Origin of the sequence: Phascolarctobacterium succinatutens YIT 12067, from assembly GCF_000188175.1 — a bacterium.
Taxonomy (GTDB): Bacteria; Bacillota; Negativicutes; order Acidaminococcales; family Acidaminococcaceae; genus Phascolarctobacterium_A; species Phascolarctobacterium_A succinatutens.
Window position 1 is genome coordinate 1 of sequence record NZ_GL830844.1, and the last position, 20,279, is coordinate 20,279.

Annotated in this window: 22 protein-coding genes; 3 read left to right on the forward strand and 19 right to left on the reverse strand. The window is 48.6% G+C overall.

The genetic code is table 11. The features are described from left to right. Positions 1-161: 161 nt before the first annotated feature. Positions 162-500, reverse strand: a complete 339-nt coding sequence (locus HMPREF9443_RS00015; RefSeq protein ID WP_009144405.1) for a hypothetical protein — start codon at positions 498-500, stop codon at positions 162-164. Positions 501-686: 186 nt separating this feature from the next. Here HMPREF9443_RS00015 and HMPREF9443_RS00020 point away from each other — a divergent pair, with 186 nt between their 5' ends. The 3 genes from HMPREF9443_RS00020 to HMPREF9443_RS00030 are packed head-to-tail and all read left to right on the forward strand — an operon-like array spanning position 687 to position 2,643. Next, positions 687-1,121, forward strand: a complete 435-nt coding sequence (locus HMPREF9443_RS00020; RefSeq protein ID WP_009144406.1) for an RrF2 family transcriptional regulator — start codon at positions 687-689, stop codon at positions 1,119-1,121. A gap of 59 nt (positions 1,122-1,180) precedes the next feature. After that, a complete protein-coding gene (locus HMPREF9443_RS00025; RefSeq protein ID WP_009144407.1) occupies positions 1,181-1,756 on the forward strand; it encodes a hydrolase in 576 nt (191 codons plus the stop codon). Next, complete coding sequence (locus tag HMPREF9443_RS00030; protein WP_009144408.1) at positions 1,753-2,643, forward strand: hypothetical protein; 891 nt, start codon at positions 1,753-1,755, stop codon at positions 2,641-2,643. The genes HMPREF9443_RS00025 and HMPREF9443_RS00030 overlap by 4 nt, the downstream gene beginning before the upstream one ends. 219 nt (positions 2,644-2,862) lie before the next feature. On the opposite strand, the gene HMPREF9443_RS00035 is transcribed toward HMPREF9443_RS00030, so the two are convergent. The 18 genes from HMPREF9443_RS00035 to HMPREF9443_RS00120 all read right to left on the reverse strand — a co-directional run bounded on the left by HMPREF9443_RS00035 (position 2,863) and on the right by HMPREF9443_RS00120 (position 20,167). Continuing rightward, on the reverse strand, positions 2,863-3,540 hold the full coding sequence (locus HMPREF9443_RS00035) for a heparan-alpha-glucosaminide N-acetyltransferase domain-containing protein (protein ID WP_009144409.1): 678 nt from the start codon (positions 3,538-3,540) through the stop codon (positions 2,863-2,865). Between the two features lie 285 nt (positions 3,541-3,825). Continuing rightward, positions 3,826-4,677: a 16S rRNA (adenine(1518)-N(6)/adenine(1519)-N(6))-dimethyltransferase RsmA gene (gene rsmA / locus HMPREF9443_RS00040; protein WP_009144410.1), complete on the reverse strand. Its 852-nt coding sequence runs from the start codon at positions 4,675-4,677 to the stop codon at positions 3,826-3,828. Beyond that, on the reverse strand, positions 4,674-5,216 hold the full coding sequence (gene rnmV, locus HMPREF9443_RS00045) for a ribonuclease M5 (protein WP_009144411.1): 543 nt from the start codon (positions 5,214-5,216) through the stop codon (positions 4,674-4,676). Before rnmV ends, rsmA begins: the two co-directional genes overlap by 4 nt. 15 nt (positions 5,217-5,231) lie before the next feature. Beyond that, positions 5,232-6,200 carry a 3D domain-containing protein gene (locus tag HMPREF9443_RS10170; RefSeq protein ID WP_050787069.1) on the reverse strand — a complete coding sequence of 323 codons (969 nt, stop codon included), beginning with the start codon at positions 6,198-6,200 and terminating at the stop codon, positions 5,232-5,234. 148 nt (positions 6,201-6,348) lie between these two features. Next, positions 6,349-7,077, reverse strand: coding sequence for a tRNA1(Val) (adenine(37)-N6)-methyltransferase (locus HMPREF9443_RS00055; protein ID WP_009144413.1), 729 nt, complete (start codon positions 7,075-7,077; stop codon positions 6,349-6,351). Continuing rightward, a complete protein-coding gene (locus tag HMPREF9443_RS00060) occupies positions 7,070-7,912 on the reverse strand; it encodes a PSP1 domain-containing protein (RefSeq protein ID WP_009144414.1) in 843 nt (280 codons plus the stop codon). Before HMPREF9443_RS00060 ends, HMPREF9443_RS00055 begins: the two co-directional genes overlap by 8 nt. A 6-nt stretch (positions 7,913-7,918) precedes the next feature. Further along, on the reverse strand, positions 7,919-8,944 hold the full coding sequence (locus HMPREF9443_RS10175; RefSeq protein ID WP_009144415.1) for a DNA polymerase III subunit: 1,026 nt from the start codon (positions 8,942-8,944) through the stop codon (positions 7,919-7,921). A 1-nt stretch (position 8,945) separates the two neighbouring features. Beyond that, positions 8,946-9,581, reverse strand: a complete 636-nt coding sequence (tmk, locus tag HMPREF9443_RS00070) for a dTMP kinase (protein WP_009144416.1) — start codon at positions 9,579-9,581, stop codon at positions 8,946-8,948. Positions 9,582-9,590: 9 nt separating this feature from the next. Next, the gene (locus HMPREF9443_RS00075; RefSeq protein WP_009144417.1) at positions 9,591-11,039 is read right to left on the reverse strand and encodes an aminotransferase class I/II-fold pyridoxal phosphate-dependent enzyme; all 1,449 of its coding nucleotides are present in this window, start codon (positions 11,037-11,039) and stop codon (positions 9,591-9,593) included. Between the two features lie 190 nt (positions 11,040-11,229). Then, positions 11,230-12,009 (reverse strand): TatD family hydrolase, encoded by a 780-nt coding sequence (locus HMPREF9443_RS00080; protein ID WP_009144418.1) that lies wholly within the window; start codon positions 12,007-12,009, stop codon positions 11,230-11,232. A gap of 3 nt (positions 12,010-12,012) precedes the next feature. Further along, entirely contained in the window at positions 12,013-12,603 is a 591-nt protein-coding gene (locus HMPREF9443_RS00085; protein ID WP_040564428.1) for a hypothetical protein, read from the reverse strand. Positions 12,604-12,724: 121 nt separating this feature from the next. Beyond that, positions 12,725-14,686, reverse strand: coding sequence for a methionine--tRNA ligase (metG, locus tag HMPREF9443_RS00090; protein WP_009144420.1), 1,962 nt, complete (start codon positions 14,684-14,686; stop codon positions 12,725-12,727). Beyond that, entirely contained in the window at positions 14,679-15,566 is an 888-nt protein-coding gene (gene rsmI / locus HMPREF9443_RS00095; protein ID WP_009144421.1) for a 16S rRNA (cytidine(1402)-2'-O)-methyltransferase, read from the reverse strand. The genes metG and rsmI overlap by 8 nt, the downstream gene beginning before the upstream one ends. 112 nt (positions 15,567-15,678) lie before the next feature. Further along, complete coding sequence (locus HMPREF9443_RS00100; RefSeq protein ID WP_040564430.1) at positions 15,679-16,242, reverse strand: hypothetical protein; 564 nt, start codon at positions 16,240-16,242, stop codon at positions 15,679-15,681. A gap of 103 nt (positions 16,243-16,345) precedes the next feature. Further along, positions 16,346-17,692: an MATE family efflux transporter gene (locus tag HMPREF9443_RS00105; protein ID WP_009144423.1), complete on the reverse strand. Its 1,347-nt coding sequence runs from the start codon at positions 17,690-17,692 to the stop codon at positions 16,346-16,348. 144 nt (positions 17,693-17,836) lie between these two features. Further along, complete coding sequence (locus HMPREF9443_RS00110) at positions 17,837-18,601, reverse strand: fumarylacetoacetate hydrolase family protein (protein WP_009144424.1); 765 nt, start codon at positions 18,599-18,601, stop codon at positions 17,837-17,839. Continuing rightward, positions 18,598-19,386 carry a histidinol-phosphatase HisJ family protein gene (locus HMPREF9443_RS00115; protein ID WP_040564432.1) on the reverse strand — a complete coding sequence of 263 codons (789 nt, stop codon included), beginning with the start codon at positions 19,384-19,386 and terminating at the stop codon, positions 18,598-18,600. Before HMPREF9443_RS00115 ends, HMPREF9443_RS00110 begins: the two co-directional genes overlap by 4 nt. 175 nt (positions 19,387-19,561) lie before the next feature. Next, positions 19,562-20,167: a DUF1847 domain-containing protein gene (locus HMPREF9443_RS00120; RefSeq protein WP_040564433.1), complete on the reverse strand. Its 606-nt coding sequence runs from the start codon at positions 20,165-20,167 to the stop codon at positions 19,562-19,564. Positions 20,168-20,279: the final 112 nt, after the last annotated feature.

Consider the following 20,279-nt stretch of genomic DNA (forward strand, 5'->3'; position numbering starts at 1 on the left):
CCAAACTGTCCATGACTATGGGTACATTATAAAATAAAAGCCGACAGCAATCATCAGCATAATGGTCAGCACACCGTTTAATGCATGTAAAACTATTTCCATTGTTCATTCCCCTCATAAGGCAAAAATTGCCGAAGCATTCAGCTCCGGCAACGAAGATTTTAGTTTTTGGATTTTTTTACTTCTTCCAGTTTATTTTTCATCCAGTCAATCATTGCTACCTTGCCAAAATCGTGCCAGGTTTCACATTCGGTATTTTTGGCAATATACTCATTCCACTTATCCTGATTAACATTTTCTACTTCCATCAGGTTCATAATGCCAAAACCGCTGCGCCAGATCATATCATCCATAGAAGTAAATTTGCTGTTTTCCTGCAAAAACTTAGGATTGAATAATTCCTGGAAGGATACCTTGTTCAGAATCTTGCCCAATTCCTTATCCTCGGTAAAAATTCCCAGATAATGCTTAAAGGTTTTATCTAATTTATTTTTTTCCATCTTACTTCCTCCAAAAATAGTTGTATAAGGGTATTTTAACACAAAAGTAATAAAATGGCACTAGCATTTTCATATTCGGTGTGCAGAATCATTAATTTATGCCAGCATAACACAGATATGATAATCATTATTGAATTCCTACTAAATTCATAGTAGAATATAGTCATTAGAAAGGTTGTGACCGTAATGAAAATTTCTACCAAGGGACGTTATGCCCTGCGATTGATGCTCGATTTAGCAATCAACCACACCGGTAGCTATATACCATTAAAAACAGTTGCCCAACGGCAAAATATTTCCGATAAATACTTAGAGCAAATTATTCACCAGCTGAGTAAAGCAGGCTTTGTCCAAAGTGCCCGCGGCGCTCAGGGAGGCTATCGTCTGGCGCACACGCCTGATGAATACACTGTCGGCGAAATCCTGCGCACAGTCGAGGGCAGTCTTGCTCCCGTATCCTGCCTGGACTGCAAAACCCCCTGCGATCAGTTTGACTCCTGTATCACCATCGGTCTTTACAAAAAAATTCAGCAGGCCATTGACGGCGTAGTTGACCACACTACGCTGCACGATATGATCAGCGATTACCGTACCAAGCATCCGAAGGCTGAAAATATTTAAAAGCGAGCTAAGCACCCGCATTTTATAGAAAAATAACAAAGCATTAGGAGGACAATAATATGAACAGAGAAGAAGCCTGGAATTTATTACGTCAATATAACAAGGAATCCTTTCATCTGCGTCATGCGCTGACTGTAGAAGGCATTATGCGTTACTTTGCCAAGGAACTTGGCTATGCAGATCAGGAGGAATACTGGGGCATCGTAGGCCTGCTGCACGACCTGGATTTTGAGCTGTATCCCGAAGAGCACTGCGTAAAATCTCAGGAATTGATGCGCGAGCACGGCGTAGACGAAAGCATTATCCGTTCCACTGCCAGCCATGGCTGGGGCCTGACTGCTGCCAACATCAAACCGGAGCATCAGATGGAAAAAGTGCTTTTCGCTATCGATGAGCTTTCCGGCTTAATCGGCGCCGCTGCCCTGATGCGCCCTTCCAAAAGCGTACAGGACATGGAGCTGAAATCCCTGAAGAAAAAATTTAAGGATAAACACTTTGCAGCCGGCTGCAGCCGCGATGTAATCAAACAAGGTTCCGATATCCTTGGCTGGCCTTTAGACGAGCTGATGGAAAAAACTATCGCCGCTATGCGTGTAGACGAAGCAGCCATCAACGAAGTCTGCAATAAACTATGAGGCGCACAGTCTTAATCTGCTCTTTGCTGCTCAGCCTTGCAGGCAGCAGCTTTGCAGCTACAGCCGAGGAACTGCCAAATTATGCTACGCAGCCTACTGTAGTTTCCACCTCTCCGGCTCAACAGGCTGAGCCGACGGAAGCCGAAAGCAGTATTGACACTTCCCAAGCAGAGGAACACGCTGCAGACAATAACATCGTAAGCACTGCTCCTACTGTACCGGCAACGCCAAAGCAGGAAGAAACAGCAGCCGAAGCGCCCACGACAGTGAATGAAGCAAAAGCACCTATGGCAGAAGTGCCAACAACACCAGCTGCTGCAAACACTGCAGCTAAACCGCCTGTTATCAGCAATGAGCCTGTGCCGCCTGCAGATAAGCCCAAGCCTAAGCCAAAGCTGAATCTGGTAGGCAAGCCGCCTCTGCCCAGGCAGTTCATGCGTACACCGCAGGCAAGTGATTTCATTAGCGTTAGCAGTGAAGCCGGCGGCTATAGTATAGCAGTGCCTAAGTCCTTCGGTAAAAATCCGCTGGCAGACCTGCCGCAAGCCGAAGGAGCTATGCTGGTGCGCACTGCAGGCAACACTCTGATGTTGGCAGCAACCGTGCTTGACCCTACGGACACTGCAAGCTTTAAGGCAACAGAAGCTCTGCCGGTCTATGAAAATGCCAAAGTATACTGGCAATGGCAGCATGGCCATCAGTTAATTTGGACCTGCCGCCTGAGTGCCCACAATGATTATCACGGCAACAAGCTGCTTTTGACCGCAGAAGCTCAGCAGAACGGCAAAACCTACCAGCTGCTGTACGTAATGCCTGCGCTGCAGGCAGATAACTATCTGCCCCAGGCCATTTATTCCTTAGACAGCTTTAAATTGAATCAGCCATAAAGAAAAATCCTCCGATAGCTCGCCAGCTACGGAGGATTTTCTTCTTTCTCTCTCGTTAATTATGAGTCCGGGGAGATTAGCTTTGTTGGGACATTGGCTAAAAGCATGGGGTGTTAAAGGTTAAGAAGAAATAAGCAGAGAGATAACACCATATGCAAATAAACTGTATAACTACGAGAATTTCTATGCAAATTGACTTTTAAAGAAAGGTTTTTTTAGTTAGCTCAGCTTTTTCAGATAAGCTTGTCCTTTTTCATGCTCGGACATAAACTGGAACAGGTAGAGGCCGCACAAGAATAAGAAGATATTAGGCAGGAAAGGCACATACTCCAGCGAGACAAATTCTGCACCGGGCAGCCCCAGCCATACGTTCCAGTCACCGTACAGGAAGGACGGCAGATGTCCAATTATCTTACCCTGCCAGATGATCACGCCATCGGTAAGATGCCTTGTCAAATCATAGGCTATTGCAGATAACAGCCAACCGCAGGAACCGGGAGATTTCTGCAGCCACCAATGAATGGGCTGTACTACCAGATATGCAAGACCAAGGAAGGTAAAGATGCCGAAATAAATGGGATGCTGCGGTGTAAAAAGATAGGTGCAAAGCGAAATCGCAGTACCTACACCCAAAAGGCCCAATCCCCATTTGAGGTAATTGCTGCCCTGGCTGAAGGTCATACCGCACAGAACAACAATGCTCCACAGCGTCAGCCGCTGCCACCAGGCATAATCCCAAGCAGGATTAGTACCCTGAGCTACATTGATATTATACAGGAAGTAGAAAACTGCCAGATTTAAGAAGGCTGCAGCCTTGAGTGCGTTCAGCACCCGGTACTGCTTCTTTTCTGCTTTGCTTTCTGACTGCTCATACATTTTTGCTAATAGCTTTTCCATAATACTTACCTCGCTTTCATCGTGGGAGGTGAAGCGCCGCGCAAACCTTAGGGAATATTTATTATTCCCTATAGTTATAATATAAACTATTCTGTCAGAATTTTCAAGAGGTCAAGTTATAACGTTTGGGCATGTGGCAATTAGTTTTATATCAGTTATGCTTTATTGGAATATTAATAATGCACAACAGGAATAATACAGTCCCTTTAAAGCCAAAAACAGCAGAGAAAGTGTAAACATCATTACATTTTCTCTGCTGTTTTGTAGCCTAACTTTTTTTATTTTTTACTTTTCTACACTAAAGGTATTAGTTAATGCCGCAAAATCCTCCAAGCTGAGCGTTTCCGCTCTGCGCTTGCCGTCTACGCCGGCGCGCTGCAGCCACTGCGAACACTGCTCGGAGTTAATACCCATATTCTTCAGCGAATTGCTGAGCATCTTGCGTCTGAGAGAAAAGGCTGCCTTCACAATGCGGAAGAACAGCGCTTCGTCGCACACCTTTACAGGCGGCTCGGAGCGGCGCTTGCACACAATAACAGCCGAATCAACAGCCGGTGCGGGAATAAACGAGGTCGGCGGTACGATAAACGCTATCTCCGGCTCGGTGTAATACTGAATAGCTACCGAAAGCGCACCATAATCTCTGCTGCCGGGTTTGGCAGCCATGCGTTCGGCAACCTCCTTCTGCACCATAGCAACTAAGCGTTCCATAGGCAGGCGCTTTTCCAGCAGGGCAAAAATAATCGGCGTAGTAATATAATACGGCAGGTTAGCGCACACCTTAAATTCCGGTGCTGCCACCGTTTCCATAATATTTACCTGCAGGATATCGCCATTGACGATGCGAACATTGTCATAACCCTCCAGCGTAACATCCAGTACCGGTAGCAGGCGTTTATCCAGCTCTACCGCCACAACATCGGCACCGCTTTCTGCCAGCCCCTGCGTCAGCGTACCGATGCCCGGGCCTACCTCCAGCACCTTATCCGCAGGGGACAGCTCTGCTGCTTCTACAATACGGCGCACGATATTTTCATCAATCAGGAAATTCTGCCCCAGCTTTTTATCGGCACGCAGCTTAAAGCGGTGCAGAATATGATTCGTTACCTGGGGAGAAGCAATAATGGGTTTATTCACTCTTCACTCTCCAATTTTTCTAAAGCAGCCGTAAATTCTTCACGGCTCACGCCATAATGATTCAGGCGTTCCAAAAAGCGTTTGGCATTGCCATAGCCTATACCAAGTTCGGCACCCAGCGCATCACGGCGCACAGAAGCACTCTCGCTGCCGTTCAGATTATTTTGGAACAAATCACGCATGGTAAATTCCTGCTGCGGACGATATTCATGGTGACGCACCTTAGCCAGAGCTTCCAAAATAGCCTCCGGCTGCGCCTGCTCCACGCCTACATCATTATTGGCAGTTGCCTGACGCTTAGGAATAAACGCCTGCCCTGCTTCCGGAAAGCGCTCCGTCAGAAAGCGGCGAATGCGCTCACCGGCACCGTCAGGATCAGTCAGGATAATTATCCCGCGTTTTTTATACGCAGCCTCAATCTGGCGCAAAGTATAGGGTGCCAAGGTAAAGCCGCCGGTTTCGATAGTATCCGCCTCCAGCGCCTTACCAATTGCCACCGTATCCATTTTTCCTTCTACTACGAGCACTTCCTTAAGCATCAGATAAATTCCACCTTAATCAGCTAAAATATAAATATCTACATCGCGTCTGCCCCACTGGATAGCACGATGATAATCATTAAAGAACAAATCTACTCTGTGGTGAACCATATCGCCACCGGTATCACCGGCCATAGCGATACCATAACCGGGGATATACATTTTTGTATAATACGGAATGAAGCGCGGGTCAACAGCCACAATACCTTCATACGGAACGAGGCCGATAGAAGTACGGCTGCCTGTTGCTACATAAGCAGAGGCATGGGCACTGATTTTTTTCGTATAGTGCTTATAGCCCTCAGGAGTATAGACGCTCATCGCCATACCCTTGCGGATAACCTTTGTTTCCGGCTCAATCAGCACATGACGTGTCAGCTCCTGTACGGAATGACTGCCATCACCGTTTTTCACCTTTTTGGAAACAACCTTCGCTGTACCGGCCTTGCCTTCAACATGTATCTTTTCCGTACCGAAGTTCAGACTGTAATCGTCCTCATACTTCACCGGAATATCTACACTCGCTTCACTGAATTGCAGCTCCTCATCGGCATTCAAAATATAAACCTGCATGCCTTCCTTGAACGGCTCATCCACATCCGGATAAACACGCTCCTTTTTGTAGGAGATGCCCAAATCCTTCAGCGCTTCGCCTACAGTCGGCTTGCAGCTTTTGTATTCTACCGTTTCATTGCCACGGATAACAGTAAAGGGCTTGCCGCGCAGTACCTCAATCACACTGCCGTTCTGTACCCTTTTGGTATTCTGCAGCTTCCAGCCATCGCCCTTCTCCAGGACAATGCCGGCCTCCTGCAAAATTTTGCCAGGCTTTACTGCACTAGTACGCACTTCCTTGGTCTGACCATCATAAAGAATAGTCACCTGCTGTGAAATATCAAAACCGGTCAGGAAGGGTACCATCAGCATAAGGATAACGGCAGATAATAAACAATTTAAATGTAATCTGCATATATGCTTAATCATAAAAACCTCCTTAATCCGATAATTATTTTAACATAAAACAGCAGGAAGCGTCAAATACGTGACATTTACAGCATTTTCGCGTATCTAAAATGTATAATTTGTTAGCATATAGACTACTTATATTCTAACATTTTCCCGTCCATTGAGATTATTTAACAGCAGGCTCATAGAATTTTTTCACCTGCTCCGTATAACTGCCATCCTGATTATACATAATCAGCGGCGGCAGAACATCCAAGCCGTAGCTACCGCCCTTCTGCATTTCCATTAGGAAAATCCAGGCAGGCTTATCAATTTTGGAATGCACCCATTGCAAACGCTTCGGCTGCAGACCATATTTCAGCGCCAGCTGCATGCTTTCGGCAAAGCGCTCCGGCAGCTGCACCAAAGCAAAGCGTCCGCGATAGCGCACAGCAAAAGCCGCCGCCCTGAAGAAATCCTCCAGCGTCGAGGTAACCTCGTGGCAGGCAGCAGTGCCTACCTGGCGCACGTTGCCGCTGTTGCGGTAGGGCGGATTGGAAGCCACCAAATCCATGCTTTCCGGCTGCAGCAGCTGCTTGTAATTGCGCAAATCACCGTCTATAACAGTAAACTTATCCTGCAGGGAATTATCCGCAACGCTTTGGCGTACCAATCTGGTTACCTGCGGATTGCAGTCCAGCGCCGTCACCTCTGCGGCGCCTCTGCTTTCCAGCAGCATACTGATTGCACCGGTGCCGCAGCCCAGCTCCAACACTTTTGCCTTACGCACAACATGCGGAAAGTTGCCTAAAAATATGGCATCCGTAGTATAGCAGAATTCCTTGGCATCCTGCCAGATTTTATAGCCGCAGCCCGGCACATAATCACAGCGCAGGCTGTTTTCCTGCTCAGACATTGTCAGCCTGGGAAGCATCTACAAGCTCTTCCCACTCCACCTGAATAGTATTATCCGGAGAAAGCTGTACGGCAGCGGTACGCTCCTTGCGATTGATGCCTACTACCTTGCCTTCGCCCATAGTAGTCACTACCTTGCTGCCCATCTTGGGAATTTCAATACGCTCGCTACGACCGCAGCCGTTGCAACCGTGCTTGCAGTACATATGGTTTTCATACTTCAGGCAACACATCAGACGGCCGCAGATGCCGGAAATCTTCGTCGGGTTCAGGGACAGGCTCTGGTCCTTGGCCATGCGGATAGATACAGGCTCAAAGTCGCCTAAAAAGGTTGCACAGCACAGCGGACGGCCACAGCTGCCGATACCGCCCAGCATCTTGGCCTCATCGCGCACACCGATCTGGCGCAGCTCGATACGGGTACGAAAAACTGCCGCCAGGTCCTTAACCAGCTCACGGAAGTCAATGCGTCCGTCAGCAGTGAAGTAGAAAATAATCTTATTCACATCAAAGGTAAACTCTACGTCAATCAGACGCATGGGCAGAGCATGATTTTTGATTTTGCGCAGGCAGATATTGAACGCTTCCTTTTCACGGATTTTGTTTTCTGCCAGTTTCATGTCATCATCGGCTGTTGCTTTACGCATAACCGGCTTGAGCGGGGAAACAATCTGCTTGTCATCAACCTCACGCGGTCCGATAACAACTTCGCCGTATTCCACACCGCGAGCTGTTTCTACAATAGCGAAATCACCCTTTGCTACACCTGTTTCCGCCGGGTCAAAATAATATATCTTGCACGCTTTTTTAAAGCGAATGCCTACTACTGTCGGCATAAAATATCACTCCTTATAAATTTTATCTATTTTAAGCGCCATGGTTTCCAATGCCGTTTTCATACCGACACTGCTCACCAATGCGTCATATGCTTCCTGTACAATCACTAAAGCCTGCTTCAGCGCCGACAGCTGCCAGCCGCTGCTCTGGCTTTTAAGTTCATCCAGTAAATCTATATTATATATTCTATCATAAAGCTGCAAATTGCACATCATTAAATCGCGCAGCAGCAGCTGCCACAGCTGCACAAGCAGCAGTGCCTGCTCGCGCTGCACCTTTTTGTCCAGCCAACTGCGTCCGGCCAGATAATTCATCGGCATCGCCAAGGGCAAGGCCTCCAAAAAGGTTGCCGCCTGCTTACGGCATTCAAATACATCCAGTTGCCCCTTGGCTGCAGCTAAATTCAGCGCCAAGCCGATTGAGCCTTCGCTGATACGCGCCAATACCGCGGCCTTGGCAGGCTCTATCTGCCTTGCCTGCAGCTCCTGCTCCACCAGCTGCGGCTCGATTGCCTGAAAGCGCAGCTGTACCACACGCGACATAATAGTCGGCAACAGCCTGTTGACATTGGCTGCTAGCAAAATAATCACCCAGCCGGCCGGCGGCTCCTCCAACAGCTTCAAAAAAGCATTGGCTGCGGCGGGAACCATGGTATCCGCATCCTCAACAATGCACACACGCGTCGGTGACATCACCGGTGCCAGCGCCGTTTTGGCCGTCAGCTCCCTGATCTGGTCGATAATAATCGTATCTCTTAAACGGTCTTTTTTATCATCCCATTCGTGCTGCACCAGTACGAAATCCGGATGGCTCAGATTGCCGTCCTGCAAATTCATCAGCCTGCAGGCCTCGCAGCCGTCTGTGCCGTTATGTTGAAAGCACAGCAGTGCCTTGGCAAATTCCAGAGCCAGCGTGCGCTTGCCCAAGCCGGCAGCACCGCTGAACAGCAATGCATGCGGACGCTCCTTGGCCTGCAGATAGTTCTGCAGAAATTTTTTCTGTTCTGTGTGGCCGATAATATGCTCCCACATTTTATTTCTCTCCGCTGATTACTCTGCCGATTACCTGCAGCACCTTAGCAGTAACCTCCTGCTGCGTGCCTAAGGCATCAATCACCTGCAGGCGCTGCGGCTCTGCCTCGGCAAGCTGCAGAAAGCCTGCACGCAGGCGCTGCTGAAATTCCAGTCCCTGCTGCTCATAACGGTCCTGCACACCGCGCTGCTGCCGACGTGCCAATAATTCTGCCGGGTCGGCATCAAAAACAAGTGTCAAATCAGGCTCCAAGCCACCGGTAGCAAAGGCTCCCAGCCGGCGCAGCTGTGCAATCTCCTCCGGAGCCTTGCCCTGCGCCAGTCCCTGATAAACCAGCGTTGAATCATTGAAGCGATCACAGATAATAATCTTACCTGCTTCCAGCGCCGGACGCAGCAGCTTGTCGACATGCTCGCTGCGCGCTGCCAGATACAGCAGCGTCTGCGTTGCCGTTGTCAGCGGCAGCTCCGGGTCCAGCACCAAAGCACGCACCTTTTCAGCCAGCTGTGTACCGCCCGGTTCGCGGCTTTCCAGCACATCATAGCCCTGTTCGCGCAAGGCCTGCGCTGCCAAATGCTGTTGGGTAGTTTTACCCGCTCCGTCTATTCCTTCGAATGTAATAAAAAATCCTCGCATCTTTTTACCTCAATCAGCAATAACACGTATCGTTTGTAAGCTGCTGTCCGCAGGTCCGCTTACCGGCAACCCCAGCTCCTTCTGCGCGCGGCAGTAGGCAATAATCTCTTCCGTTACCAGCTCACCCGGCAGCAGCACCGGTATTCCCGGCGGATAAAAGCTCACCTGCTCGCCGCAGATTTTGCCTACAGCCTCTGCCAAAGGTACCGCTTTTTTCGCACGATAGAATACGTCGCGCAATGGCAGAACTGCCTGCGTCTGCGGCACCTTCGCTGCCGCTGCCAACTGCAGCGGCGCACGCTTCTGCGCCTGCATTTTATTCAGTACAGCGGCAATTCTTGCCAACGCCTCGTCATAATCCGTAGTAACATCTGCATAGGTCACCAGAAAGAGTACATTATAGGCATCTACAAGCTCAACAGCAACTCTTGCCTCACGGAAAAGCTCACCAACCTCTACGCCGGTATAGCCCCAGGCTGCAAAGTTGACTGTCACCTTCGTGCTGTCCATCTGCAGTCCGCCGCAATCTGCCGTCTCCATTACACGCAGGCCGCTATAGGCGGCACACAGGCTGCGCAGCTTAGCAGCAGCCTGTACAGCCGCCGCTGCCATCTCCTTGCCGTAGACCTGCACCTGCGCTCTGGCAGCATCCAGTGATGCCATCAGCAGATAGTTGGGACTTGTCGTCGTCAAAAGGCTCATCACATCCGCCGCACGCTGCAAATCAAGACGTGCTCCCTGCACATGCAGCATACTGCATTGCGTCATCGCGCCCAAAATTTTATGCGTACTCTGAGCACAGGCATCAGCACCGCACTGCAGAGCGGATGGCGGCAACAGTTCACTGAAGCCAAGATGCGGTCCATGCGCCTCATCCACCAGCAGCACTGCATTATGCGCATGGCAGCAATCAGCAATCGCCCGCACATCTGCCGCCACACCGTAATAATTGGGGCTGGTCAGCAGTACCGCCTTAATTTTGCTGTCCTGCGCCAGTGCCGCCTCTATCTGCTGCACAGTAACCTGCATCTGAATGCCGAATTCCGGCTGATACTCCGGCTGCAGATAAACTGCCTCTATACCACCCAAAACAAGTCCGCCGGCAACACTGCGGTGCGCATTGCGCGGCAACAGCAGCTTCTCCCCCGGGTTCAGTGCTATCAGCAGCATAGCATGAATTGCCTGACTTGTGCCGTTGACTGCCCAAAAGCAGGCATCACTGCCATAGGTTTGCGCCGCCAGCTCCTGTGCCTCCTTAATATAGGTTTCCGGCTCGTGGATATCGTCCAGCTCGCTCATCAGCGACACGTCCATCTGCACGCTGGCACCCAGCTCCTGACGCAGCAAGCGCTGCATGCCGCGTCCTCCCTTATGTCCAGGAGTATGCAGAGGATAGACGTCCTCACTTTTATATTGCAGCATCGCCTCTATTAAAGGCATGCTAATTTTATCTTTCATTATTTGCTCCCTCCGGCAAAGCTAAACAAATTTAGTACATTATTATATTTTAACATATTTAGCACTGCAGATATAGCTTTAAAGCAGCTATCCGCACAAATTTATTCTTTACGCTGCGCACGCCTGCACAAAAAAGAGAGGCCCGTGCATCACAAGACCTCTCTGATTTTTGCTGAAAGCAACTCTATACTTATTTTATCTTTTTGAATAACCTTTTGGTATTTGCCGTAGCAATTGCCGCCAGCTCTTCAAATTCCATTCCCAGCACCTGCGCCGCATTACGCGCCGTATATTCCGTATAGCCCGGATTATTACGCTTGCCGCGGAAAGGCACCGGCGTCAGATAAGGGCTGTCGGTTTCAAACAGCAGCAGCTCCTTAGGAATATACTGCATAACCTCACGCACTTTCTTCGCATTCTTATAGGTAGACGTACCGCCGAAGCCAAAGTAATAGCCACGCTTAGCCAGCTCCTTCGCCATTTCCAGCGACCCGCTGAAGCAGTGGAACACTGCCTGTACGCCGTGTACTTCCTTTTGGAACAGCTCTAGCATATCGCCGTGCGCATCTCTGTCATGAATAATCACCGGCAAATCAAACTGCTTAGCTAGGTCAACCTGCTCTAAGAAAATACGCTTCTGTACCTCCTTAGGTTCGTTTTCCTTCCAGTAATAATCAAGACCGATTTCACCAATTGCCACTACCTTCGGATGTTGCGCCCACTCTGCCAGCTGCTGCAGATAGTCGGCAGGAATGCCCTTTAAATTCTCGGGGTGCCAGCCAACCGCCGCATAAATAAACGGATATTTTTTCGCCAGCTCCACCGCAACAGCACTGCTGGCAGCATCGCAGCCGGGATTGACGATGCCGTCCATATCCTGCTCCAGCTGTGCAATCAGCTGCTCTCTGTCCTCATTAAACGCTTCATCATCTAAATGGGCATGCGAATCCCATAAGCCTGTTCTGCTCATAATCTACCTCACATTCACAAAAAAGTTCAGATACAGCTGCAAAAACAGCAGCATGCTGAACAAAATATAACGGAAAACCGCCGCCTTACGCGAATAATATTCGCAGCCAGGCAGGTAAAATTCCTTGGGATTTTGCGGATTATAAATAATTTTACGCGGCAGCTTCAGCGTAAAACCACGCTCCAACACATCGCCGCTCTTTTCCTTCGTTCCCTTGGCTTCGTTCAAGGCCTCGCTGTATTCCTTATCGCCAACTTTATAGGTAAAAACCGGGCACAGCTGCTTGCCACGGCTCCAGCTGCTCTTGTAGCCGGTAATCACCGCGCGCACCTCTTCAGTGCACAGGCTGCTCAGCTTAGGGAAATAATTCTTCGTAAAGATGCAGACGATGCCATATAAATAAATCAGCAGCGCCAACTTCAGCGTCCAGGCCATGCCCTTAAACATGTAAAAATCGTAACCGGGATAATGCTCTCCCAGCCATGCATGCGGCAGGATATAGGGCACCATGCTGCTGAGCAACACTAAGATCATGCTGATGCCTATACAAAGATACGGTCGCCAAAACAAGCGCGAAAATAGCTTTTCAGACACTGATAAGTCCCCCTTCCAAAACAAAAGACAATATGTTAATAGACGAAGAGCAGGCACTCCTCATCCGCCAAAACGTATCAGAGTGACTGCTCTAAATCTCAGAGTGCGTCAAGCACTTTTTTTATTTTACACGACTGCCGGAAGCAAGATTTTGCGGGTCAACAAGAGCCAGATTGCCCTGTCCGTCGGAAGCACACAGCAGCATGCCGAAGGATTCGATACCCATCAGCTTAGCCGGTGCCAGGTTTGCTACAACAACAACGTTTTTGCCTACCATCTGTTCAGGCTCATAGTATTGGGAGATACCGCTGACAATAGTGCGTACCTCATCACCGATTTCTACCTGCAGCTTGAGCAGCTTTTTGGATTTTTTAACCTTTTCTGCTTCCAGAACCTTGCCTACGCGCAGGTCAATCTTCTCAAAGTCAGGGAAAGCAATTTCCGGTTTAATCGGTTCCATAGCAGGCTTTGCTTCTTTTGCCGGAGCAGGCGCGGGAGCTGCAGCCTTATGCTCATAGCGTTTGCCGCCGATGATGGTTGCGCCGTCTTCGGTAACCTCGATACGCGGATACAGAGGCTCGCCTTTGCAAACCTTAGTACCGTTTGCCAGACCGCCCCACTCAGCGTCAGCCAACAGGAACTGCTCAGGCACAGCCAGGCCAAGCTGAGTGTAAATTTTCGGGCTGGTGGTCGGAATATACGGGCTGATTAAAATAGCTACGATACGCAGGGTTTCAGCCAGGTTATACATAACAGTCTTCAGACGGTCAGCCTTAGCCTCGTCCTTAGCCAGAATCCACGGAGCGGTTTCGTCGATATATTTGTTGGCGCGGCTGATCAAAGCCCATACACCTTTAATTGCAGTGTTGATTTCCATGTTGTCCATAGCCTTAACATAGTTAGCTACGGTTTCCTTAACGAGAGCCTTCAGCTCATCATCAATCGGTTCGCTAGCACCGGTATCAGCAACAATGCCGCCATGATATTTTTCAATCATGCTTACGGTTCTGTGCAGCAGGTTGCCCAGGTCGTTGGCCAAATCTGCATTTACACGGGTAATCAGTGCATCACGGGAGAAGTTGCCGTCACTGCCCAAGTTGATTTCGCGCAGCAGGAAGTAGCGGATAGCATCAGCGCCGAACTCATCAATCAGGCCCAGCGGGTCGATAACGTTGCCCTTAGATTTGGACATTTTATCGCCGTCAACTACGAGCCAGCCATGACCGTAAACCTCTTGCGGCATTTCCAGACCCATAGCGTGCAGCATAATCGGCCAGATAATGGTGTGGAAGCGCACGATTTCCTTGCCTACCAGGTGCAGGCTTGCCGGCCAGTATTTGTGGAAGAAGGCATCATCGGTGCCGTATTTAATGCCGGTCAGATAGTTCAGCAGCGCGTCGAACCATACATAAACAACATGTTTTTTGTCAAACGGAACAGGAATGCCCCAGTCAAAGGTGGTACGGGTAATGCACAAATCCTCCAGACCTTGCTTAACGAAATTGATCATTTCGTTGCGGCGGCTTGCCGGTTGGATGAAATCAGGATGTTCTTCGATAAATTGCAGCCACCAATCTTGGTATTTGCTCATTTTAAAGAAGTAGCTTTCCTCTTCCATCTCCTCTACCGGACGATGGCAGTCGGGGCAGCAATGGTTTTCATCAAGCTGACGCTCCAGCCAATAGGATTCGCAGGGCACGCAGTACAGGCCCTTGTAGTTTTTCTTATAGATATCGCCCTGCTCATAAATTTTTTGCAGTGCATCCTGAACTACCTTGTGATGACGCTCCTGACTGGTGCGGATAAAGTCATTGTTGGAGATATTCAGCTCTTTCCACAGCAGCTTGAAGTTGGCAATAATCGCATCTACATACTGAATCGGGGTTACACCCTTTTCCTTAGCTTTACGTTGGATTTTCAGACCATGCTCATCACTGCCGGTCAGGAAGAATACATCCTCACCCTTCAGGCGGTGGAAGCGTGCCAGGCTGTCAGCGATAGTTGTGCAATAGGCATGGCCTATATGCAGATTGTCACTCGGATAATAAATTGGTGTTGTAATATAATAACTCGGTTTAGTCATTGTCAGACCCATCTCCTTCAGAAATTAGTTGATTATATAGCTCCCGTTTGGGGATTTTACGTTTTTTTGCTACCTGCGCCAAGGCAGCTTTTTTATCTACGCCTTCAGCCATCAGCTTGCTCACCTCGTCAAGAGGTTCAAGCTCCTCCTCGGCTGCAGCGAAAGCACCGTCGCCGGCATCAAGCACCAGGCAGAACTCTCCGCGCGGTGAATTGACCTCCAGCCATTCCAGACAGCCGCTGACCGTGCCACGGTAGAATTCCTCATGCAGCTTCGTCAGCTCGCGTGCTGCCGCCAAAGGACGGTCTCCCCAGGCATTCAGAATATCCTTCAACACCTCCACAATCCTGTGCGGCGCTTCGTAAAGAATAATCGTCGCAGGAATATGCTGCCATTTCTCCAGCTGCTCGCGTCTGTTACGCTTGCTCTTAGGCAAAAAACCACCGAAGAAAAACGGATACGTCGGCAGACCGCTGGCAATCAAAGCACATAAAGCAGCGTTGGCACCTGGTACAGGCACCACTCTGATACCATGAGCAATCGCATCATGCGCCAAGGCCTCACCGGGGTCAGCAATTCCCGGAAAGCCTGCGTCGCTTACAAGCGCAACATTTTTGCCCTCCAGCAGCTGGCCTAAAAGATATTCTCCCTGCTTATCCTTGCTATGCTCATCATAACGCACCAGGCGTCCTTTGATGTTGAAGTGATTTAAAAGCTGCAGCGTATGACGTGTATCCTCCGCCGCAATCAAATCTGCTTCCTGCAGCATCCGCAAAGCGCGCGGTGTCATATCCTCAAGATTACCGATAGGTGTAGCGCATAAATAAAGTGTTCCATATATATTATTTTGCTCTGCTGTCACAGCTCCGCCTCCTATCATTTAACGGTGGTCAGCAGGTGCAGTACATACTAACCCATAATATATTAATTTTATCACACAAGGCGTGATAAATAAAGAAAAAACGCGTAACTTTCGTTACGCGTTCAGCTTATCAGTAAAGAGCTCGGCCGGATTTCCAACCGGGTGTAAATGTAGACTCGATAGCAGCGCATTTATTATTATAGCTGTCTGCCAGCCAGGAAGGATAATCAAAATACCAGGTATTCCAATATTCCCCGTTGATAAAGCACTTTTTGTAATAAATCCTGTCATTTTCCAGATAGGAAATAACATACCAGTCATCACCCTTAGCCTTATAGGCAGCAGACGGATGATTTTGGATATCCATATCATATTCATCGGCAAGCGTCATGCCCATATTATGACCGCCGCTGACAGTAAAGCTGGAACCGTATTCATCCTTAAAAATGCAGCCGTCGCCATTAGTGCTTTCGAAGGCCTGATTGAAGTTTGCCGGGAGATTAATCGCAAAAGCAAATCTGTCATTGATATAGCGATAATAATCGGGATTATCCGTTGTAAATACTCTGACGTACTCTGCTGTTCCTTCGCTGGGTTCATACCATTGGTTTTTCAAAAAAACAGCGCTGGCCGCCGATACGGTAGCAGTAAAAATAAACATCAGCATCGACAGAAGCAGCAAGATTTTTTTCATAGCATTCACCATCCTTAAATGTATTCTCTGTACTTTAATTGTAACCTGCGCAGGAATTTTTGTCGAGATAATCTGCTAAAAATTGACTTTTTCTGCTCAGTATTCAGTTAACAGGTGTATATTTCTTTTCCAGCAGACGCACAAAATAATGGTAGGCTGCAAAAACAAATACCGCACAACTGATCCATGCAATCGGCTCCGCCATACAGATGCCCTCATAGCCAAAGGGCACACTGAGATATATTGCCGCGATAGAACGCATTATCAGTTCAACCATACCCGAAAGCATAGGAATCATGCTTACGCCCATGCCCTGACAGGCATTACGGTAAATAAAAATCTGGCTGAGGAAGAAGTAAACAGGCACGGTATACAAGATATAAAGATGTGCGGCCTCCATAACCGTCGGTGACGGATTATCCAGGAAGATTCCGATTACCTCTTCGCCGAAAGCAAAGACCACAACCGCAGCAAACAAGCTGAAGGCCAGCGTCAGCAGCGAGCAGCGGTGCACCGCATCACGGATGCGGTCAAAGCGGCGAGCACCGAAATTCTGCGCCGTAAACACAGCCATAGCAATACCGAAGGAAATCATCGGCTGCAGCGCCAGTTGCTCTACGCGCATTGCCGTAGTAAAGCCGGCAATCTGGTCACTGCCGAACTTGTTGCAAACTGACTGCAGAATAATAATACCAAGTCCCAAAACTGAGAACTGCACCGCCATCGGCAGGCCCATACGCAGATGCGCCCACAGCTCCGGCCAATCCAATTGAAAGTCGCTGCGATGAATATGCAGCTGCGGAAAGCGCTTGTAAATATAAATTACGCACAGCACTGCGGAAAAGGCCTGGGCAATAACCAAGGCAAAGGCGCTTCCCGGTACACCCCAGCCAAAGATGATGATGAAAACAAGCGCTAAAATAATATTCACTATCGAAGAAATAATGAGAAAGTACAGCGGTGTTTTACTGTCCCCCAAGGAGCGCATAATACCCGACAAAAGATTATACGCCATCATCGCCAGCAGACCGTCGACGATAATCATTACATAGGCATAGGCATCCTCCATCAGCTCCGGCGGAATATTCATCATCACCAGCATCGGGTCGATAACCAAATGCATAATCCCTATAATTAGCAAAACGAAAAATAAGCTCAACACAACGCAGGTAGCAATGCTGCGGCGCATTCCCTGCATATCCTGCGCACCGTAACGCTGTCCCGTAACAACAGTAAAGCCGTTGCTGAGACCAATCGTCAGCACCATCGTCAGCATAAACAGCGGTGATACCGCACCTACGGCAGCCAAGGCGTTAACGCCAATCGTCCGCCCGACAATAATAATATCGGCAATATTATACAGCTGCTGAAAAACATTGCCTATCAGAAGCGGCACCGTAAAGGGAATAATCAGCTTTAATGATGCTCCCTCTGTCATATTCTGAAGCATAAAAAAAGAACCTCCTTTAGCTGCTCTCTCCCGAGCAGCAGTATCAGTCCGGTATTACAATATATATCACTGACTTATCAGTCAAAATATAGCACAATCAGGAAAAAAATACAAGACGTGCAGCAACACACGTCTTGTAAAATCTTATTCCATAACTACTCTATTGGAAATCTTGCCAATACCCTCGATTTCAACGGTGATTTCATCACCCTCATTTAAGAGCCCGGCACCAACCGGAGTACCTGTCAAAATCAGATCACCGGCATCCAATGTAAAGCTCTGAGAGATGTAGCTCAGAATTTCGTAGGGATTATAAATCATATTGTTCGTGCGCGCATCCTGCTTAAGCACACCGTTGACATAAGAGCGGATGGATAAATCGCTGGGATCCAGCTCCGTTTCCAGCCACGGTCCCAAGGGACAGAAGGTATCAAAGGATTTACAGCGCAGCCACTGGCGCTCCTTGCGCTGCAGGTCGCGGGCCGTAACATCATTAGCACAGGTATAACCCAAAATATATTTAGGTACATCTTCTGCCTTAACATTCTTCATCCTCTTTTTCACGACAATACCCAGTTCCGCGCCAAAGGCCAGCTCCTGCACCTGCTTCGGCCAGATGATATCCGCACCTGTACCGACAACGGTATGCGCAGCCTTAGAAAAAATACTCGGCTCGCGCGGAATTTCTACACCGAATTCTGCCGCATGCTTCTGGTAATTAAAGCTGACGCAGATAATCTGCTTCGGTACGCAGGGTGCCAGCAAGCGTACATCACGCATAGCAAAGGTTTCATCAGTTATCTGCCAATATGTTTCCAAAGAACCATATACGCAACGGATAACATCGCCGTCAATAAAGCCTATACGCTTGTTGCCTGTCCGTAAATCCTCAAAACGCACGCATTTCATTTTAACCCCTCCATAATCTGCATCCTTCTCGCTTTAAAATAAACAGGTGTCAGTTCTGCCTGCGCTGCCAACGCCAGCGCTTCCTGCAATCTGCGCCCCACATGCTCCTTATAATGGGCGTCACTGCCAAGAGTGCAGTATTTGCCGCCAAGCTCACGGTAACGCTTGTACAGCGGCAGCAAGCCTGCTACCGCAGCAGCATCATCCAGGCGACGTGTATTGATTTCAATAGGTTTATTCTGCTCAATCAAAAGTAAAAACAGCTTATCGAATAATTCCGGTGCATCCTGCAGACGCAGCTCACGCTCCGCTCCCTTATACGGCCAATAACGGCAGATATAGTCAATATGCGCAAACGCATCAAAATCTCGCTCCTGTTCCAGGCAGGTAATCGCATCATGCAAAAATTCTTCTACAATCTGCTGACGTGTGCGTCCCTTGTAGCAGGTCTGCTCGTATAAATCACGTCCGCCGATGCAGTGGATAGAGGCCAGCACATAGTCAAACGGATGAGCCTGTGCCACCTTTTTATCCTCAGCCGCAGTATGTGTCTGCATGCCGATTTCAATGCCTATCAGCACCTCGTCGCTGCTCAGCGGCCGCAGACGCGCAAAATATTCGTCTATATCAAAGATAAATGCTTCCGGATTAGTCGGATAATCATAATCCCAATGCTCTGTAACCGTTATACCAATCCCCTGCTCAGCGGCTGCGCCGATGGCATCAGCAAATTTCATTTCGCTGTCGCAGGAATAATCACAGTGCATATGTGTATCAAATATCATTTAGTGTACCTTCCTTCCGTAAATTATATTGTATCAAATTGCAACAAAAAAGCAACGGGGAAGGGAGTATTTTTTCACCAATTAACGAGAAAATTACAAAGAAGTTAGCAGGGAGTAATCCAAGAGAAAATTTTAATTGTTCTCCGAGATTACTCCCTGTAAAAATCAATGTATCTTATACCTCTCCGTCGTCCATAATTCCCAGCTTACGCTTCCAGTAGCGGGAATAAATAGCGCCCAACGGATTATGAGCCAGCAGGCGGTCCTTAACTACCAGATTCGTTACCGGACCTTCGGCATTCATATTGAAAATAGCATCGTGTCCAACGCACAGGCCACAGGAAATGTACAGCTCAACGCCCTTTTCTGCCAAAAACTTAGCCTGGAATTTAGGATTGCACATTGCTTCATGCTCCAGCTCCGGCTTAACCTGCTTCAGTCCCAGCTCTTTTTTGGGGAAGCTGCAGTTTTTGCAGCATACGCTGTAAAACTCAAAGCCCTGCTGCTTAAAATATTTAGCAATATAGCGTGCTTCCGCATTCAGACCGATGCAGAAGGACATGCCCAGCTTTTTGTAGCCCATAGCTTTGGCAAACTCCGCAGTTTCCTGCAGACGGCAGATATTGCTGTAGAACGTGCCTTCAACGTAGGCAGCAGCCTGCATGAGCTTCAATTCTTCCTCGGTATAGGCTTCCTTGACAGCCTCCAGGAGCACGCCTGTGCAGTTAACACCCTTGGTGTAGCAGGCATGTGTAGGACAATTAGCGCAATCACATTTCATTTTACATTTCTCCTTTCGCCAATAACCTTGTTAAGCCTATTGTAGCACAAACAGCAAACAGATTAAAAGAGCTGCCACACTTTTGGCCGCGTCAGTTTACTGTAGGAATCAA

Coding starts and splice junctions, on each gene's coding strand:
- HMPREF9443_RS00120 (WP_040564433.1), bottom strand. CDS start 20,167: ATGAAATGTGATTGCGCTAATTGTCCTACACATGCCTGCTACACCAAG.
- HMPREF9443_RS00080 (WP_009144418.1), bottom strand. CDS start 12,009: ATGAGCAGAACAGGCTTATGGGATTCGCATGCCCATTTAGATGATGAA.
- rnmV (WP_009144411.1), bottom strand. CDS start 5,216: ATGCTTAAGGAAGTGCTCGTAGTAGAAGGAAAAATGGATACGGTGGCA.
- HMPREF9443_RS00105 (WP_009144423.1), bottom strand. CDS start 17,692: ATGCTTCAGAATATGACAGAGGGAGCATCATTAAAGCTGATTATTCCC.
- HMPREF9443_RS00075 (WP_009144417.1), bottom strand. CDS start 11,039: ATGAAAGATAAAATTAGCATGCCTTTAATAGAGGCGATGCTGCAATAT.
- HMPREF9443_RS00025 (WP_009144407.1), top strand. CDS start 1,181: ATGAACAGAGAAGAAGCCTGGAATTTATTACGTCAATATAACAAGGAA.
- HMPREF9443_RS00035 (WP_009144409.1), bottom strand. CDS start 3,540: ATGGAAAAGCTATTAGCAAAAATGTATGAGCAGTCAGAAAGCAAAGCA.
- HMPREF9443_RS10170 (WP_050787069.1), bottom strand. CDS start 6,200: ATGATTAAGCATATATGCAGATTACATTTAAATTGTTTATTATCTGCC.
- HMPREF9443_RS00100 (WP_040564430.1), bottom strand. CDS start 16,242: ATGAAAAAAATCTTGCTGCTTCTGTCGATGCTGATGTTTATTTTTACT.
- HMPREF9443_RS00020 (WP_009144406.1), top strand. CDS start 687: ATGAAAATTTCTACCAAGGGACGTTATGCCCTGCGATTGATGCTCGAT.
- HMPREF9443_RS10175 (WP_009144415.1), bottom strand. CDS start 8,944: ATGTGGGAGCATATTATCGGCCACACAGAACAGAAAAAATTTCTGCAG.
- HMPREF9443_RS00015 (WP_009144405.1), bottom strand. CDS start 500: ATGGAAAAAAATAAATTAGATAAAACCTTTAAGCATTATCTGGGAATT.
- metG (WP_009144420.1), bottom strand. CDS start 14,686: ATGACTAAACCGAGTTATTATATTACAACACCAATTTATTATCCGAGT.
- HMPREF9443_RS00115 (WP_040564432.1), bottom strand. CDS start 19,386: ATGATATTTGATACACATATGCACTGTGATTATTCCTGCGACAGCGAA.
- rsmI (WP_009144421.1), bottom strand. CDS start 15,566: ATGATAGGAGGCGGAGCTGTGACAGCAGAGCAAAATAATATATATGGA.
- tmk (WP_009144416.1), bottom strand. CDS start 9,581: ATGCGAGGATTTTTTATTACATTCGAAGGAATAGACGGAGCGGGTAAA.
- HMPREF9443_RS00110 (WP_009144424.1), bottom strand. CDS start 18,601: ATGAAATGCGTGCGTTTTGAGGATTTACGGACAGGCAACAAGCGTATA.
- HMPREF9443_RS00030 (WP_009144408.1), top strand. CDS start 1,753: ATGAGGCGCACAGTCTTAATCTGCTCTTTGCTGCTCAGCCTTGCAGGC.
- HMPREF9443_RS00060 (WP_009144414.1), bottom strand. CDS start 7,912: ATGCCGACAGTAGTAGGCATTCGCTTTAAAAAAGCGTGCAAGATATAT.
- HMPREF9443_RS00055 (WP_009144413.1), bottom strand. CDS start 7,077: ATGTCTGAGCAGGAAAACAGCCTGCGCTGTGATTATGTGCCGGGCTGC.